The organism is Streptomyces sp. NPDC058773 (assembly GCF_042746015.1).
In the GTDB taxonomy this organism is placed as follows: Bacteria; Actinomycetota; Actinomycetes; order Streptomycetales; family Streptomycetaceae; genus Streptomyces.
Genome location: NZ_JBHYPE010000035.1, coordinates 1 through 17,198, shown reverse-complemented (window position 1 = coordinate 17,198; position 17,198 = coordinate 1). Strand labels below are relative to the sequence as shown.

The window sequence follows — 17,198 nt, the reverse complement described above, 5'->3', positions numbered from 1 at the left end:
TACCGGCATCCCCGAACCGGCCGCCCACGCGCCGTACTTCGCCGCAATCCGAGCCGGCCCGCCCCGTCCGACGGGCCCTGGACCGACCTGGGCCGCCCCCCGCGCGGTCCAGGCCGATCACCACTCCTTAAGCATCGCACCTACCACTGACAATCGCCCTGACCAGCGCTTCTTCTGCACGGACCGCCGCGCACCCACCGCCCCGCACACGCGCACGTCCCACCCCGCCCCGCTCCGTACCGCGTACCGTCGCCCCATGAGACTCCTCGCCCTCTCCGGCAGTCTGCGTGCGCGCTCCTCCAACGGTGCGGTGCTGCGTTCCGCGCTCACCTTCTGGGACGGCCCGGCCGCCACCGCGGACATCGGCGCGCTCCCGCACTTCAACCCCGATCTGGACGGCGAGATGGACAGCCCTCCCGCCCCCGTCGCCGCCCTGCGCACCGCCGTCGCAGCCGCCGACGCCCTGCTCGTCGTCAGCCCCGAGTACGCGCACGGCGTCCCCGGCGTCCTCAAGAACGCCCTCGACTGGCTGGTCAGCAGCGGCGAATGCGTCAGCAAGCCGGTCGCGGTGATCACCGCGTCGCCGTTCCCCACCGGCGGCGCCCACGCCAACGCCCAGCTCCGCGAGGTCCTGCGGATGATGACGGGCGAGGTCGTGACGGCGGCCTGCCGCGAAATCACCGCCATCGGCCCGAAGGTCGACCCCACTACGGACCGCGTGAAGGACGAGGCCACCCTCGCCGACCTGGACGCGGCCCTGGCGCAACTCGCCGACGCCGCAGCCCCAGTCACAGGCGCAGGCGCAGGCGCAGCCGCAGGCGCAGGCCCAGGCGCATCTGCAGCAGCCACCGGGCTCACGACTCCATGAAAGAGTTCGCCCGCCCGGCCCTCCCCCCACACCCCACTCACCCGCCGAACAACCGCGCCGCGTTCCCGTAACAGACCCCGCGCAGCCAGTCCTCCCCCAACTCCAGCCCGGCGAGCACGTCCAGCGCGTGGGCGTACCCGTAGGGGATGTTGGGGAAGTCGCTGCCGAACAGCACCCGTTCACCGAGGTCCCTGAGCCGGCCGCGCTCCGCCCGCGGGAACGGCGCGCTCCGCTCGGCGAAGTCCGTGAACGCCATGGTCGTGTCGAGGTGCACGCCCGGATAGCGCTGCGCGAGGTCCAGGAAGTCGGCGTACTCCGGCATCCCCATATGGGCGACGATCAGCCGCAGCCGGGGGTGGCGGGCCAGCAGCCGTGCGATCGGTTCGGGCCCGGTGTGCTTCCCCGGCACCGGGCCCGAGCCGCAGTGGGTGACCACCGGCACCCCGGCCTCGGCGAGCGCACCCCACACGGGGTCGAGCAGCGCATCGGCCGGGTCGTACCGGCCCACCTGCACATGCGCCTTGAAGATCCGTGCCCCGTCGGCCAGTTCGGCACGCACATACTCCGCGGCGCCGTCCTCCGGGAAGAACGTCGCGGTCCGCAGACAGTCGGGCGTACGGGACGCGAAGTCGGCGGCCCAGCCGTTCAGCCACTGCGCCATCCCCGGCTTGTGCGGATAGATCATCGAGGTGAAGGCCCGTACGCCGAAGCCGCGCAGCACCGCCAGCCGCTCCTCCTCCACGAACCGGTACGCGATCGGCCACTCCCGGCCCACCAGCGGCCCGGCCGCGTCGAAGTACGCCCAGACCTTCGCCATCACCCGCTCGGGCATGAAGTGCGTATGGACATCGATCAGCCCCGGCAGCCCCAGCTCCCGCCAGAACGCGCCAACCCGCTCATCACCATCAGGCACCCCGGGCCCCTCCTCACCTCTCGCCCGCTACGACTCGCCCACGGCCCCGACGAGGACGCCCGGCCCGCACGGCCTGCCTCCACCACCCGGTCCCCGGCCCCATCCCGCACCCCGAGCCACCGGCCCCCGGAACCCATCCCTCACCCTCTACCTGCCTGCAGCAACTACCTGCCCCAGCATCTCAACGCCCCCACCCCCTCAGAACAATCCTTCCTGGCCTGCGGTCCCCTCCCGCCCCCGTTCTCGCACCCCGTGCGCCGCGGCCCGCACCGGCACCGTCGTCACCCGCCCCGAAGCGGCCCCCAGCACCCACCCCGACAACAGCCGCGCATCCATCACCGCAACCACATCCCCGGCCTCAGCCCCCACCAACCGCAGATACACATCCGCCCCCACCCCGGTCAGCACCTCTCCCACGATCTCCGCCCCGGGCGTCATCCCGCCCAGCTCCGCCACCTCAGCCGGAATCCGGTCGAGCCCGAACAGCTCCGTATGGTCGGCGCAGGCGAACTCCACCGGCTCCAGCGTCTCCGGCCAGCCCGCCAGCCCCCTGGCCGCACCGTGTAGTTGGGCCAGCTCCGCGGCCCGGTCCGGGAACGGCGGCAGCGCCCCGCGCGCCGCCCGCTTGGCCGCCTTCGCGAACCGGTCGGGCACCGCCAGCGCGCTCCCCAACAGCGCCTCCGCCCGCCGCGCCGCCATCAAGGGCCCCCGCCCCAGCCAGGCGTACGCCACCGCCCCCTGCTCCACCAGCCGGGCCGGACCGCGCTCGGCGGCCGTGATCCCCACCTTGAGCAGACCGGGGCCGAAGTACGCGAGATAGACGGCGTACGGACGCGGATCGTCGGCCATGGTGTCCGCCGCCACCGAACGCGACCGGTCCAACTGGGCACACCGCCCGCACTGGTCCTTGGCACTCGCCCCGTCGAGCACCGTCCCGTAAGGGCACACGATCCAGCGGCCGGCCCGCCGCACCCCCAGGCAGAGCCGTTCGCCCCGCGCGGCGAAGGCCAGACGTTTGCCCGCGGGGAGCGGGCTCACCCGCTCCTCGCCCCGCTCGGCGCAGTACCAGCCGAGCCGCTGCCCGAACCGCCCCTCCGGCTCCGGCCCCGGCCCACCGCCCGACCAGCGCGGTCCCGTACATCGCCACACACCGCCAGCGTACGACCACCCACTGACAACGCCACCGCCCCGCACCACACCCGAACCTGCGCCCACCCCCGACGCCCCGCCACCTCAGCGCCCCGGCCACCGGACCCCGGGATCACCGCCCCCGAAGGACCACAAACCCCTCCCACACCGGCCCCACAACGGCCACCCGCAAAGAAGCACCCCCCACCTCAAGCCACCAACCCGCGCCCACCCCCGTCCCCACTCCCGTCCCCATCCCGGCTCCCACTTCCCGGCCCCCGAAACGTGCTCCGATACGCCCGCGGGGACACCCCCAACGCCGACTGCAGATGCTGCCGCAGCGAGGCCGCTGTCCCGAAGCCCGCCTCCGCCGCGATCCGGTCCACCGTCAGGTCCGTCTCCTCCAGCAACTGCCGGGCCCGCTCGATGCGTTGCTGTGTCAGCCACTGGAGCGGCGAGACACCGGCCTCCTCCCGGAACCGCCGGGTGAAGGTCCGTACGCTCATCGACTCCCGCGCCGCCAGCTCCCGCAGGCTCAGCGGCCGGTCCAGGTGCTCCAGCGCCCAGGCCCGCGCCACCCCGGTGGACGAGATCTGCGGCTCCGGCATCGGCCGCCGGATGTACTGCGCCTGCCCGCCCTCCCGGTGTGGCGGCACGACCGTCCGCCGCGCCACATCGTTGGCCACCGCCGCCCCGTGGTCGCACCGGACCATGTGCAGGCACAGGTCGATCCCGGAGGCGACCCCGGCCGCCGTCAGCACATCGCCCTCGTCCGTGTACAGCACATCCGCGTCCAGCTCGACCGCCGGGAACAACTGGCGGAAGTCCTCCACCGACCGCCAGTGCGTGGTCGCCCGCCGCCCGTCCAGCAGCCCGGCCGCGGCCAGCACGAACGCCCCGGTGCAGATCGACGCGATCCGGGTCCCGGGCCGGATTCGGCCCAGCGCCTCCGCCATCGCCGGAGCCAGCCGCCCGGCGCTCCGCTCCGCCGTCCGGCCGTAGTCCGTCCCGGACGCCGGTACGACCACGGTGTCGGCCGCCGCCAGCGCCTCCGGACCGTGCGCGACATTCACCGTGAAGTCCGTGTCCGTACGCACCTCACCGGGCGCCGGCGCGCAGGTCACCAGCTCGTAGAGCGGCTCCCCGGCCGCCGACCGGGCCTCCCCGAAGATCCGGTGCACGATGCCCACCTCGATCGGCAGCATCCCGTCCCGCACCAGCACCGCCACCCGGTGCCGCCGCCCGCTCCCCGGGACGGCCCGCACCCGCCCGTCCCCACCCCTGCCCCCGCTGTCCCCAGTGCCACCACTACCGCCGCCACTCTCCACAACACCCATGGCCCGATCCTTGCACACTATGACCATCGGGCCACTCGTCCCGCCGCCCCGCCCCCGCGCAGAGTGGAGGCCATGAAGGTCCTCTGGCTGTTCGCCCACCCCGACCAGCGCTCCCTGAGCGGCGCCCTCAAGGACGAGGGCCTCCGCGCGCTCGACGCCCAGGGACACCGACACCGCGTCTCCGACCTGTACGCCATGAAGTGGAACCCGGTGGTCGACGCCGCCGACTACGGCCACGACCCGGCCGACCGCCTCAGGGTTGGCGAGGCCTCCGAACGCGCCTATGCGGGCGGCGACTTGGCCCCCGACATCCGCGCCGAACAGCAGAAGCTCGACTGGGCCGACACCTTGATCGTCCAGTTCCCCCTCTGGTGGTACGGAATGCCGGCCCTCCTCAAGGGCTGGTTCGACCGCGTCTTCGTCAAGGGCTTCGCCTTCGGCATCACCGATCCCGCCACCGGCCGCCCCCAGCGCTACGGGGACGGAAAGCTCGCCGGCAAACGCGCCATGGTCATCACCACCGCGGGTGCCCGCGCCGCCACCCTCGGCCCGCGCGGCGTCAACGGAGACCTCAACGACCTCCTCTTCCCCCTCCAGCACGGCACCCTCTGGTACACCGGGATCGCCGTCGTCCCGCCCCTGCTGATCCCCGGCGCGGACCGCACCACCCCCACCGCGTACGCCACCGCCGCCACCCGTCTGCGCGAGCGCCTGCGCACCCTCCCCACCACGGAGCCGCTCCCGTTCCGCCGCCAGAACAGCAGCGACTACGACGACGAACTCCTCCTCCACCCCGACCTGGCCCACCTGCCCCCGCCCCGCACGGGTCCGGCCGTCCACTACACGGCCCCACCGCCCCCGGTACAGGGATAGGCCGCTCGCACCCCACGGAGGAACGGTCCGCGCACACACAAAAAGCCGCAGGCCCGGTGGAAGCGAATCCACCGGGCCTGCGGCATCAGTAGCGGGGACAGGATTTGAACCTGCGACCTCTGGGTTATGAGCCCAGCGAGCTACCGAGCTGCTCCACCCCGCGTCGGTGAAATGAACACTACGCGACTCCCCGGCCAATGCCTAATCGTTTCCCCGAACGCCATCCCGCACCTGCTCAACCACCGCCCGACGCCACACCGGCCGGCCCCAGGACGCCCCCGCCCTCCCCGGACGCCGCCGACGCCCTCACCCCCGCTGAATCCCTTCGGTGTCCAGCAGCAACCCCCGCCGGCCGTCCGAACACTGCGCGAGGAGCGCCGTGCCGCGCTGCTCGACGGCGAGGTACCAGATCCCCGGCGCCAGTTCCGCCAGCGGCTCCAGGGAGCCGTCCTGGCTCAGGATCTCGCGGGCCACCGGGACGGCGAACCAGAACGGCGAGAAACCGGGATCCGGGCCGGCCGCCACGGCCGCGGCGAGGCGTTTGGCCTTGCTCAGGACCTCCCGGGCGTGCGCCTCCGCCACGTCGCTGCCGCCGTGCTGGATTCCGTCCGTGTCGTGCAGGAGTCCCCGGCGGCCGTCCTCGGTCTGCACGATGAGGGCCCCGTCGCTCTGCCCGACGGCGAGGTGCCAGATGCCCGGCACCACTTCCCCCACCGGGCCCGGGGAGCCGTCCTCGCTCTGCACCTCGCGGGCCACCGGGACGGCGAACCAGAACGGTTCGAAGCCCGGACTCCGGGCCACCCCCACGTCCACGTAATACCCGCGCTCGATTCCGTCCGCGTCGAGCAGCAGCCCCCGGGAAGCGTCCGCGGTCTGCACGACGAGGGCCTTCCCCCGCTGCTCGACGGCGAGGTACCAGATCCCGGGCACCAATTCCCCCGCCGGCTCCAGGGAGCCGTCCTGTCCCATGAGCGGCCGGGTTACGGGCACGGCGAACCAGAACGGCTGGACATTCCGGTCAGGGGCGGCGGCCAGGGCGTTCGCCAGCCGCTGCGCGGTCTCCACCGTCTCCAGCGCGCGGCGCTCCGCCTCCTGCCGCAGCGCCTCGGTCTCCAGGCGCAACTGCTCGGCGCGCCGCTCCATTTCGGCCAGCCGCTGCTCGGCCTCGCTCTGCCGGGAGGCGAGACGTTCGGGGTCGGGCTCGGAGCGCGGCGCGGTCCCGTCCGATACGGCGCGGTTGCGGGCGATCGCGATCCGGCCACCCGTATTCCGGTTGCGCTGCTGCGGCACCGGCCGGGACCGGCTCGCCAGCCGCCCGCGCAGATGCCGGTAGAGGGTGTCCATGTCGAGCGGATCGGGCCGGTCCGGAATGCCCTCCGTCAGCGTCCTGATCAGCTCACCGGTGAACGCCGTGTAGGTCTCCCCGGGCGGCGACAGCGCGGGCCGGGTCTCGGCGGAGGCCGTCAGCAGGCAGGTCCCCTCGACCACGGCCTGGTCCGCGATGTGCGCACTGGCACTCATCCGCCCCAGCAGGGCCCGTCCGCTGTAACAGCAGTCGAGGATCACCACGGTCCGCTGCGCACCGGCCTGCGGATCCAGCACCGCCCGGCGCAGCCACTCGTACCGCAGCGAGGTGTACTCGCGTTCCCGGTCCGAGTCGGGCAGGGCGAGGTAGAGCTCATCGGTGTGCGGGTCGGTGAGACCGTGCCCGGCGTAGTAGATGAGCAGCGTGTCCTCGGCCTTACGGGCGCGCTCCCGCACCGTGTCCAACACCTGGCCGATACCGAGCGGTTGGGAGAGCACCGTGCACGCCTCGTCGGGCAGCCCCCACACCGCGGGGTCGGTCAGCGCGTCCCGCAGCCCCTCCAGGTTCCGGGCGACCGCGGGCAGTTTCTCCAGGTGGGCGTAGTCATGGATGCCCACCAATACGGCCTCCGAACGGGCCGGGTCCGACAAGACGGCCACGGCTACTCGCTGTCTGCGTCCGCCGGTGCCGGAGCGGGCGCACCGCCCTCGTTCCAGACCCGCAGAATCCGCTCAACCGCCTCGGGTGAGCCGTCCTGAACGGTCACCACCACACCGTCCCGCTCCAGCCGGATCTGCGGCGGCCGCGGCCGCGAACCCCGCCAGGTGGCCACCGCGGTGATCAGACTGCCCAGCGCGATGCCGTTGCTGAGTACGACGTTGACGAGGTCCAGCGCCCCGCCCATGTGCCCCGCCTCCGGCCGCTCCGCCTCCAGGGACACCCGCGCCTGCCCACGCAATTCGGGCTCGGCCGCCAGCCACCGGTACAGCGAGACCGCCTCCCCGGCGCCCCCGTCCCCCTCGGCATCCGCCGCACCGTCCCCGAACGACAGCCTGACCTCCACCCGTCCCGGCCCCTTCCGTCACCGCCGCTCCCGGCCGACATCATAGAAGCGGCCCACCACGCCCCACGGGGTTTTCCCGAGGCCGGCCGAGCAACGCCCCGTGGGACTCGCCCTGGCCGGCACCGCCAGTACCCACCGCCGTTCGCGCCGCCGCCACGAACGCGGCGATCGCCGGATGCGTGCCGCCGCCCGTACGGAAGGCGACCTTCGAGCGGCGGAAGAGGGGCAGCCGCGTCAGGACCACGCCCTCAGGAGCCTGCACGGTGGCCATCTCCGGTACGAATCCGGCACCTTGGCCGATGGCGGCCAGCGCCAGGACCGTACGGAAGTCGTTGACCCGATGGCGGATGCGCGGCTGGAAACCGGCCGCCTGACAGGCGCGGACGGCCATCGCATGACCGGTCGTGCCGTCCCGGGCGGTGATCCACGGGGATGTGGCCCACGGTCCGAGCAGCTCCGCCAGCGAGTCACCGCGGGCGGCGGGACCGGTGGCAGAACCGGTGGCGGGAGCGCTGTCCCCGGCGCCGCCCGTGGCCAGGTACACCGGCTCGTCCAGCAGGGGCACCTGGTCGACCGTGGTGTCCGGTGACGCGGGCACGAAGTCGTAGTCGTGCACGAGGGCCACATCGAGTTCGCCGGCGCGCAGGCCGTCGGAGACCCGCGCCGAGTCGATCTCCTGCACCATCGGCTCCAGCGCGGGATGCCGCCGGGCCAGCTCGGCCAGCGTGGCGGGCACGATCGCGGGGCCGCCGGAGGGGAACGTCCCGATCCGCAGCGGCCCCCCGATGCCCTCGCGCGCCCCGGCCAGCTCCGAGACCGCCAGTTCGAGGCGTTCGAGGACGGCGTCGGCGTGGGTGACCAGCGTGCGGCCCGCGGGCGTGAGCACCACCCGTCGGCCGCTGCGTTCCAGCAGGGGCACCCCCGCCTCGCGCTCCAGCACGCCCAGCTGCTGGGAGACGGCCGAGGCGGTGAAGGTCAGCGCCTCGGCCACGGCCGCGATGGTGCCGCGCCGGTCCAGTTCGCGCAGCAGGTGGAGACGTCGGACATCGAGCATAAGGTGAGCTTACGTATCAGCGTAGGAATGCGAAATGGATCTACTGGGTCCGTGTGGGTCAGGCTGGGAGCATGAAGCCCGATGCGATCCTCACCGGCCTGTTCGTCCCCTTGGTGACCCCGTTCACCGACGACCTGCGCCTCGCCCCGGACGCCCTCGCCCACCTCGCCGACGAGGCGCTGTCGGCCGGCGGCGCTCGCGGACTCGTCGCCCTCGGCACCACCGCGGAGGCGGCCGTGCTGACCGCCGAGGAGAAGCGGGCCGTGGTCCGCATCTGCGCGGCCGCCTGCCGGGCACACGGAGCGCCACTGATCGTCGGCGTCGGCACCAACGACACCGCCGCCGCCATCACCTCGCTGCGGGAGCTCGCACAAGCCGGTGACGTCACCGCGGCGCTGGTCCCCGCGCCGCCCTACACCCGGCCCGGTGAGGCGGGGACACTGGCGCACTTCACGGCACTCGCCGAGCACGGCGGCCTGCCACTGGTCGTCTACGACATCCCGTACCGCACCGGCCAGACCCTCAGCACCAGCACGCTGGACGCCCTCGGGCACCTGCCGGAGATCATCGGGGTCAAGTACGCGACCGGCGCGATCGACGCAGCCGCAATGGAACTGCTCGGCTCACCGAGGCCGGGCTTCGCGGTGCTCGGCGGCGACGACGCCGTCATCTCCCCCCTGCTCGCAGCGGGCGCCCACGGCGGCATCCTGGCATCGGCCAACGTCCGCACCGCCGACTACGCCGAGCTGATCTCCCTCTGGCAGCACGACGAAGCCGGCCCGGCCCGCAGACTCGGAGCCGGGCTGGCCCGCCTCTCCGCCGCCCTCTTCGCCGAACCGAACCCCACCGTGATCAAGGCCGTACTCCACGCCCAGGGCCGCATCCCCAGCCCGGCCGTCCGGCTACCGCTGCTGGCCGCCTCCGCCGATTCGGTGCGGCGGGCGGCGGCCCTGGCCACCGCCCGGACCCACGAAGCCCGCCAGGAAGCCGCAGCGTGAAACGGGTATGCGGGGCCCCGGGAGAATCCGGCGGACTCCGATGGAGGCGGCTACTCGGCGCGACTTGCCCCCAGCGACTTGACCAGGCCGACGACGCTGCGCATATGTTGCCCGCGAGGGTCAGCGCAACTCCCGCAAGAGCGGAGGCCACGGGAAGCACTTGCGTTGCCAAGTCAGCCACGGAGGAGGAGTGCGCCGGCCCCGGGCCACCTGGTCACTCACGGAGCAACTGCAGTACCGAGCAGGGCATAGTCGGGGAGGACCAGCCATCGATCAAGGAGGCACCATGCGCATCGGGGTCTACCTCGCACACCCGTGTCCGGGCAGCTTCAACCACGCGCTGTTCACCGCGGTCGTGGAAGAACTGCGCGACCAGGGGTGTCAGGTACTCACGCACGACCTCTACGCCGAGGGATTCGCCCCGGCGCTGACCGCCGGCGAGACGGAGACGGTCCAGTCGGCCACTCCCGCCCGTGACATGCAGGTGGAGCTGCACCGGTCGGAGGTGGCAACCCTTGATGCCATGGTGCTGATCCATCCGAACTGGTGGGGCATGCCGCCCGCCGTCCTCACGGGCTGGGTGCAGCGTGTGCTCGCGCCCGGTGTCGCGTACAAGCTGGGCACCGCGGACGGGGAGCCCGCAGGGCTGCTGAAGGCCGGCCGGGCGCTCGTTCTGAACACCTCCGACACCCCTGCCGACCGCGAAGAGAGCGAGTTCGGCGACCCGTTGCAAAAGATCTGGGCGGCATGCGTCCTGCCGTACGTAGGTGTCGCCGACGTCCGCCGAATCGTCTTCCGTACGGTCACCGACTCCGCCGACGAATTGCGCGCATCCTGGCTGCGCCAGGCACGTCAGCAAGCCGCCGCGCTGATGGTCTGACACCGCCGTGCAGTGCGGGCAGGCACACCTGCAGCTCGCTCCTGGTCGCCCTCGGCCTCCACCCCAAGGCGGCTCAGCGCATCCTGCGCCACTCACAGATCGCGACAACGATGGAGTTCCACGCCGAGGCGAGCGAGGGCGAGGTGCGCCCGGCCTTGGACAAGCTCTCCGCGGCAATGGGCGGCACCGGCTGACCCGGTTGCTCCATTTCACTGTCGTCCGGCACGACAAAGCCCCCGTCCGGATTACCCGGCGGGGGCTTTGACCTGCTGTGCGCTCGGCAGGATTCGAACCTGCAACCTTCTGATCCGTAGTCAGATGCTCTATCCGTTAAGCTACGAGCGCTTGGCTTTCCGGCGGTTTTTCTTGCCGGTCGGCGTTGCGGGAACAACATTACATGACCTGCGGCGTGAGGCGAAATCCATTGTCCTTAAGGGCCCTGACCTGCGGAAACGCCGTTTCGATGGGGGATGAGGGGCTACCGGGGCCACGGGGAGCACTTGATGGTTCGGTCGAAGTTCGGGCGGATGCAGTGCTCTTCGGCGGGGGACGGGAGACCGGCCTTCGTGGCGGGTGAGTGAGCGGCGGCGACGGGCTCGCGGGATTTCGTGGGGTGGGTGTCGTCATCGGTGCCGGGTGTTGAGTTCGGCGGGTGATGTGACGGGGGCCACTTTTGGATCTGTGGGGTGGGGGACCGGGGCTCCAGGTCGTCCGGGGCTCGCCCGGACCGCCACAAGGGCGCCGTCCATCCGAGGGGTGAGCGCGGGCCGGAAGGCCGAGCCGGGTCGGGGTGGCTGGGCGCCGGAGAGGGGAAAGGGGCCGACGAGGGGCGAAAGGTCCCGGAAAGCGTTCAGGCCCGGTCTGGGAGGACCGGGCCTGAATCAAGAGGAGCGGAGGCGGAGGGATTTGAACCCTCGATGGGGGGTAAGCCCCAAACCGCATTAGCAGTGCGGCGCCATAGACCGGACTAGGCGACGCCTCCACACACCCCACGCGCGCATGCACGCTGTGGCGTGTCCAGATAATGGCACAGCTCCAAGGGCTGTCACCAATCGCCCCCTACGGTACTAGGCGCGTGGGCCACCCGGCAAAGACGTTTTTGCAGCGCAACGTCGGGGGCGGAGGCGCGTTAGAGGTGTCGGGGCCGCGACGGCATTGCGTTGTCGTGCGCCCCCGGCGTGTACGTACCGCGTACCGCCCCGCACTCGCCTCTGGAGCCTGTGATGCCGTACCGCCGGACGTCGTCCCTCTTCACCGCGGCCGCCACCGCCGCCGCCACTGCGGTGGCCCGTCTCTCCACCGCCACCGCGGGCGTGCCCCGTCTCTCCGCCGCCGCTGCCGGTTCCGCCGCCGTGTCCGTCGCCTCGGCCGCCGCGGTGCTGGTCCTGGCGGCGCCCGTCGTGTCGGCCGCCCCGATCCCGCTGCCGCACGTCCGGTCCGGGGACGGCGTCATCGGCGCCGGCCACCACACCCCGGACGCCCAGCCCCGCGCGGACGCCCAGCCCCTCCCGGACGGCCGGTCCGGAGCGGCCCGCCACCACGCCGCAGGCGCCAGGCCTGGTCACGCCTCAGCCGCCCGGCCCGGCCAGGTCGGCCCGTCCGCCGGCCGCACCCTGGACAACCCTCTCCTCGTACCCGCCGGACCCACCCCGGGCAGCCCGCTGCTCGACCCCGCCGGGCGCCGCCCCGCGGATGCCGGGGGCGTCGGCGTCCCGTATCCCGGCGTCGTCGATCACCTCACCGTTACCGTGCGCGGTACCGGTTCGGCGGGGCGGGACGGGACCTTTGAGCTGTACTGCCACCCGGCGCGGGGCAACCATCCGCATGCCAGGAAGGCCTGCGAGAAGCTGGACGGGATGACGCGGTGGGGACGGGACCCGTTCGCTCCGGTGCCGCAGGGGGCGAACTGCACGATGATTTACGGCGGGCCGGCCACCGCGCATATCACCGGGACCTGGGCGGGACGTCCCGTCAACGCGGATTTCCGGCGCACCAATGGGTGTGAGATCAGCCGCTGGCACAGCTTCGAACCCCTGCTCCCGTCGACCGGTTCATGACCCGGTTCGTGCCGTAGTAGCGCGCCAGGTCAGGACGATGGGGCAGATGTCGGGCGTGCGGCGAGTCGCACACGGCCGTGGCATTACCTCCTCGTCATCCGCCTCCGCGACCCCGGCAAGTGCCCGTAGACTCCCTCCCAGTGGTCCGCCACGGTGGACCGGCAAGGTGCGGTAACAGGGAGGAAGCGTCGTCGTGAGCAGCAGGCCATCCCGAGGCGCTGCTCGCCTCGCAGCCATACTCGACGCCCTCCCCGACGCGCTGTTGCTCGTCAACTGCAACGGCACCGTCGTCAACGCCAACACCATCGCGCTGGAGACCTTCGAGGCGCCGGGCACGGCCCTGGTGGGGCGCGGGCTGCTCGATCTGCTGCCGTCCTTCGACTCCAAGCGCATCCCGGGGTCCATGCGGCGCCGGGACGAGGAGGAGGAACGTACCCGGACGAAGCCGACGCGGATGGTCGCGCGGCGGACGGACGGGACGGAGCTGCTGGTCGAGGTGACCAGCGCCAATCTGGAGGACGGGCGGACCCCGTACGAGTCGGCCTTCGAGGCCGCGTACGCCGATCACCGCAATGGCTATACGGGCAATGAGCTGCTGATGCTCGTCGTGCGGGATCTGACCGGGACGCTGGACACCGAGACCGAGCTGGCCCGTCAGCAGCGGCAGACCGAGATGATCCTTCGGGCCGCGGCCGAGGGTGTGGTCGGGGTCGATGCCGACGGCAAGGTCGTGCTCGTCAATCCGTCCGCGGCGCAGATCCTCGGCTACCGGGCCAGCGAGCTGGGCGGCAAGGAGCTGCATCCGCTGATCCACCACTCGCGGGCGGACGGCTCGGCGCTGCCGTGGGAGGACACCCCGCTGGCCGACACGCTCAAGTCGGGACGCAAGCACCGGGTTCGCGGGCAGGCGCTGTGGGCGAAGGACGGGCGCTCGGTGTCCGTCGATCTGACGACGGCGCCGGTGCGGGACGGCGATCAGCTCGTCGGCGCGGTGATGACCTTCACCGACCGCCGGCCCTTCGACGCGCTGGCGGCCCGGCACACCCAGCTGCTGGCGGTGCTCGAACAGGCGCTGCGCGGGCCGCTGGAGGAGCTGAAGGGCGAGCTGGGCACGCTCGCCTCCGACCCGGCGGGCCAGCTCTGGCCCGAGGCGAACCAGATCCTGCACCACCTCGCGGCCGGCCACGCCCGGATGACGACGCTGGTGGACAACGTCCTGAGCTATCAGCGGCTGGACTCCGGCAAGGAGAAGCTGAACCGCACGAAGGTTTCGCTGGACGGTGTGGTCGCGGCCGGTGTGGAGGGCGCGATCGAGCTGATCGGGCCGGGCCGGGCGCAGTTCGCGGTGCATGCGCCGCCGATAGAGGCGACGGTCGACGCGGAGCGGATCGCGCAGGCGCTGTCGCATCTGATCGCGGATGTCGCCGGGGTGGACTCGACGGGCCGGATGCCGGCCGGTGAGGCCGCGGCGGGCGGGCGTGCCGGGGCGGTCCCCGGTGATTCGACGATCGTGGTGGCGGCGGCCCAGCGCGGGGACGCCGTACGGATCGAGGTGCGCGGCCCGTTCGGGGGCGGCGACCCGGTGCACGAGCCGATCGTCCGCGGCATCGTGCGGCGGCACGGCGGGCTGATGCAGACGCACGAGGTGCCGGGGGCGCCCGGCGGCGGGCCCGGTGCGGGCGGCAGCGCGTATGTGCTGGAGCTGCCGATGGCCGCGGACGGCACGCCTCCGGACGGTGCGACGTCGGACGGCGCCACGTCGGGGGCGGCGGACGGGCCGACCGGCAACGAGACGACCGTGATGCCGATGCCGGCGGCGCGGGCGCGCGGCACGCAGGGCGACGCGGCGGCCCCGGGCAGCGGCGGCCAGGGGCCGGACGACGAGGGACACGAAGGCGGCGAGGGCCCCTCCGGCGGTGACGGCGGTCCGGGCGGGACCGGCGGCTCCGGTGAACCGCTCGGGGGCGGCGGTGCCGGGGCCGGCGCGGCGGTGCCGGAACAGGCCGGCGGGGCGCAGCCGACCGGGCGTCGGCGGGGTCGGCCCGCGGGTGCGGAGCCGATCGCGCTTCCGGGCGGTACCGGAGGGGCCGGTGTGCCGCACGGCGCCGGTGGCGACGGTACGCAGGGTGCGGCGGCCCCGGGAGTGGTGGACGGCGGCCCGGGGGCGCCCGCACCGCAAGGTGGCGCGACGCAGGGCGGTCCGGCCACGGACGGCCGGGGGCTGCCGCCCGGTATGGCGGGCGCCGAGGCGGTGCCTCCTACGGGACGGCGCCGGGCCCGGCAGGGTGCGACGGAGGGCGGCGGACTGCCCGCGCTTCCCGCCGGGCCGGGCGGGGCTCCCGCACAGCAGCAGAACACCGCGGCGGGGCCGCCGGGCCGCGGACCGGCGGCCGGTCCGCAGGGGCCCGCGACACCGCCCAACGGTCCGGCGCCCGTGCCGCCGAACCCGCAGATTCCAGGCCAGAGCCCGGCGCCGGAGCAGACTCCGGCACCGGGCCGTCCGCACGTTCCGGGGCAGGCCGCTCCGGCGCCGGGTCCGCAGGGGCTCGGCCCCGTCCAGCCGGGTGGCGGCCGGCGGGCGCGCCGGGCGCTGGCCGAGGCACCGGAGCGGACCGCGGCGGGCGAGCGGGCGGCGGCCTCCGGGCCGCAGCAGCCGGCCGGCCGTACCGCCTTCGCGCTGCCGCCCGCCGCGGCGGACCGGGCCCCGGAGCCGTCGGTTCCGGCGCTGCCCGCACCCGCCGAGGGCCAGGTGCCCGCGCAGTCGGCCGGTCCGCGGCCGGGGCAGGCCGCTCCGGCGCCGGGCCCGGGGACGGGCGCGGGGACGCAGGAGGGCGGCGGTACGGGCCGTCGCCGGGCGCGCAGGCCGGTGGCCGGTGGTCCGGAGGCCGCGATGGCCGGTGGGCCGGACGCCTCCATGCCCGGCGGTCAGAACGCGTCGATGCCCGTCGGCCCGGACGCCTCCATGCCCGGCGGACAGAACGCGTCGATGCCCGTCGGCCCGGACGCCTCAACGCCCGGCACCCAGCCCGGCCACCAGCTCGAAGCGGCCGCCAACTCCGGTGCGTCGCAAGAGGGTTGGGACGGCGAGCCGAGCGGCAGACGGCGGGCCAGACGGGCCGCGGCCGAGGAGCGCGCGGCGGCCGCGATGGCCGACGCCGAGTCGTCCGGCACCTTTGTCGCGGGTCCGGAGGGGCTGGTGGCGCAGCCCACCGAGGCGGCCGACGCCGGCGGCACGACCGGCGGCACGGCGCCCGGGATCGCCCCCGCGCCGGAGGCGGGCACGCCCCAGACGCCCGACGCACCCCAGCAGCCCCCCGCCCCCACCGCGCCTCAGGACTCCCAGCCCCCCCAGAACCCGCAGAACCCCCCGGCGCCCACCGGCCGTCGGCGCGGCCGTCCCAGCCCCGCCGAAGAGGCCGCGGGCCCGTCCGCCGCGGCGCACCGGCAGCCGTTGCCGCCGGCCGCCGAGGACGACGGGTATGCCGCGGGGCACTCCCAGGGGCGGGCGTTCAGTGTGCGGACGCTCGGGCAGGGGGTGCCGTTCGCCCAGCAGATCGCCGATCAGCAGCGTCCGCCGCTGCCGCCCGGCAGCACCCCTCCCGGCGGCACCTCCGCCGGTTCGGGCCGTCGCCGTAAGCTCGCCGCGCCCCCGCAGGAGGACCGGCGTACGACGGCCGACGGGCCGGCCGGGGCGCCGCCGCAGGCCGGCGGGCCGCAGCAGCAGCCGTCCCAGTCACAACCGCAGCCGCAGCCACAGCCGCATCTGATGGATGCCGGTGAGGGCCGGGCCTTTGCGATCTCCGCGCCCGACGAGGGCAGCGAGGGCCCCGAGCCGCTGGACGGCCCGAACGGCGCCATAGAGGTGATGGACCGTCAGCCGATGCCGATGGACGACGAGTTGCCGCCGGAGCCGCTGGACAATCCGCGCCGGCTGCTGGTCTGGCCGGCGCCGGACGTCGCCACCCAGCAGGCGCTGAGCGACCGTGGCTACCGCCCGGTGATCGTCAACTCCCGTGAGGAGGTGGACGCCCAGATCGCCGCGTACCCGGCGGCGCTCTTCGTCGACCCGCTGACCGGGCCGATCACCCGTACCGCGCTCCAGTCGCTGCGTCAGGCCGCGGGCGCGGCCGAGGTCCCGGTGCTGGTGACGGCCGGTCTGGGGCAGGCCACCCGGGAGGCCGCATACGGGGCCGACCCGGCCGTACTGCTCAAGGCGCTGGCGCCCCGGGACAGCGAGCAGCACCCGCCGCGGGTGCTGCTGATCGAGCAGAACGACGACATCGCGGGCGCCCTGACCATGTCGCTGGAGCGGCGCGGGATGCAGGTCGGACGAGCCGCCGCGGACGCCGACGCGGTCACTCTCGCCACGCAGATGCGGCCGAATCTGGTCGTGATGGACCTGATGCAGGTGCGGCGCCGCCGGGCCGGCATCATCGACTGGCTGCGCGCCAACGGGCTGCTCGACCACACCCCGCTGGTCATCTACACCTCCGCCGACATGGACCCGGCGCAGCTGCCCCGGCTGGCGGCCGGCGAGACGGTGCTCTTCCTGGCGGAGCGCTCCACCAGCGCCGAGGTACAGGCCCGGATCGTCGACCTGCTCGCCAAGATCGGCACCAACTGACCTGCGGTGGGGGCCGGCGGCCGGCCGGGCCCCCCCCCCGGACGCCCCCCCCCCCCCCCACCCCGACAACAACCCCCCCACCCGAAAAACCAACCCC

12 protein-coding genes and 3 tRNA genes are annotated in these 17,198 nt (G+C 73.8%); 6 read left to right on the top strand and 9 right to left on the bottom strand.

Annotated elements, in window-relative coordinates; all coding sequences use genetic code 11:
* Positions 1-256: 256 nt before the first annotated feature.
* Complete coding sequence (locus ACFW5B_RS26000) at positions 257-868, top strand: NADPH-dependent FMN reductase (RefSeq protein ID WP_386444182.1); 612 nt, start codon at positions 257-259, stop codon at positions 866-868.
* 37 nt (positions 869-905) lie between these two features.
* On the opposite strand, the gene ACFW5B_RS25995 is transcribed toward ACFW5B_RS26000, so the two are convergent.
* The 3 genes from ACFW5B_RS25995 to ACFW5B_RS25985 all read right to left on the bottom strand — a co-directional run bounded on the left by ACFW5B_RS25995 (position 906) and on the right by ACFW5B_RS25985 (position 4,246).
* Positions 906-1,781 (bottom strand): amidohydrolase family protein, encoded by an 876-nt coding sequence (locus tag ACFW5B_RS25995; protein ID WP_386444179.1) that lies wholly within the window; start codon positions 1,779-1,781, stop codon positions 906-908.
* A 198-nt stretch (positions 1,782-1,979) separates the two neighbouring features.
* Positions 1,980-2,819, bottom strand: a complete 840-nt coding sequence (locus tag ACFW5B_RS25990; protein WP_386444349.1) for a DUF2797 domain-containing protein — start codon at positions 2,817-2,819, stop codon at positions 1,980-1,982.
* Positions 2,820-3,118: 299 nt separating this feature from the next.
* Positions 3,119-4,246 carry a GlxA family transcriptional regulator gene (locus ACFW5B_RS25985; RefSeq protein WP_386444176.1) on the bottom strand — a complete coding sequence of 376 codons (1,128 nt, stop codon included), beginning with the start codon at positions 4,244-4,246 and terminating at the stop codon, positions 3,119-3,121.
* A 72-nt stretch (positions 4,247-4,318) separates the two neighbouring features.
* On the opposite strand from ACFW5B_RS25985, the gene ACFW5B_RS25980 reads away from it, so the two are divergent.
* Entirely contained in the window at positions 4,319-5,119 is an 801-nt protein-coding gene (locus tag ACFW5B_RS25980; RefSeq protein WP_386444173.1) for an NAD(P)H-dependent oxidoreductase, read from the top strand.
* Between the two features lie 89 nt (positions 5,120-5,208).
* On the opposite strand, the gene ACFW5B_RS25975 is transcribed toward ACFW5B_RS25980, so the two are convergent.
* From ACFW5B_RS25975 to ACFW5B_RS25960, 4 genes are all read right to left on the bottom strand, one after another.
* Positions 5,209-5,282, bottom strand: a tRNA-Met gene (locus tag ACFW5B_RS25975).
* 143 nt (positions 5,283-5,425) lie between these two features.
* On the bottom strand, positions 5,426-7,084 hold the full coding sequence (locus tag ACFW5B_RS25970; RefSeq protein WP_386444170.1) for a caspase family protein: 1,659 nt from the start codon (positions 7,082-7,084) through the stop codon (positions 5,426-5,428).
* A 2-nt stretch (positions 7,085-7,086) separates the two neighbouring features.
* Complete coding sequence (locus ACFW5B_RS25965) at positions 7,087-7,488, bottom strand: hypothetical protein (RefSeq protein WP_386444167.1); 402 nt, start codon at positions 7,486-7,488, stop codon at positions 7,087-7,089.
* 40 nt (positions 7,489-7,528) lie between these two features.
* Entirely contained in the window at positions 7,529-8,542 is a 1,014-nt protein-coding gene (locus tag ACFW5B_RS25960) for a LysR substrate-binding domain-containing protein (RefSeq protein ID WP_386444164.1), read from the bottom strand.
* Between the two features lie 71 nt (positions 8,543-8,613).
* Between ACFW5B_RS25960 and ACFW5B_RS25955 the strand changes: the two genes are divergently transcribed.
* Both ACFW5B_RS25955 and ACFW5B_RS25950 read left to right on the top strand, forming a co-directional pair.
* Positions 8,614-9,540, top strand: coding sequence for a 4-hydroxy-tetrahydrodipicolinate synthase family protein (locus ACFW5B_RS25955; RefSeq protein ID WP_386444161.1), 927 nt, complete (start codon positions 8,614-8,616; stop codon positions 9,538-9,540).
* 286 nt (positions 9,541-9,826) lie between these two features.
* The gene (locus ACFW5B_RS25950) at positions 9,827-10,420 is read left to right on the top strand and encodes an NAD(P)H-dependent oxidoreductase (protein ID WP_386444158.1); all 594 of its coding nucleotides are present in this window, start codon (positions 9,827-9,829) and stop codon (positions 10,418-10,420) included.
* Positions 10,421-10,692: 272 nt separating this feature from the next.
* On the opposite strand, the gene ACFW5B_RS25945 is transcribed toward ACFW5B_RS25950, so the two are convergent.
* Positions 10,693-10,765: transfer RNA gene (locus ACFW5B_RS25945), tRNA-Arg, on the bottom strand.
* Between the two features lie 546 nt (positions 10,766-11,311).
* Positions 11,312-11,402 (bottom strand) — tRNA-Ser (locus ACFW5B_RS25940).
* 241 nt (positions 11,403-11,643) lie between these two features.
* On the opposite strand from ACFW5B_RS25940, the gene ACFW5B_RS25935 reads away from it, so the two are divergent.
* Together ACFW5B_RS25935 and ACFW5B_RS25930 are read left to right on the top strand one after the other, a co-directional pair.
* Positions 11,644-12,477 (top strand): SSI family serine proteinase inhibitor, encoded by an 834-nt coding sequence (locus tag ACFW5B_RS25935; protein WP_386444155.1) that lies wholly within the window; start codon positions 11,644-11,646, stop codon positions 12,475-12,477.
* Positions 12,478-12,670: 193 nt separating this feature from the next.
* Complete coding sequence (locus tag ACFW5B_RS25930; RefSeq protein WP_386444152.1) at positions 12,671-17,101, top strand: PAS domain-containing protein; 4,431 nt, start codon at positions 12,671-12,673, stop codon at positions 17,099-17,101.
* Positions 17,102-17,198 lie beyond the last annotated feature (97 nt).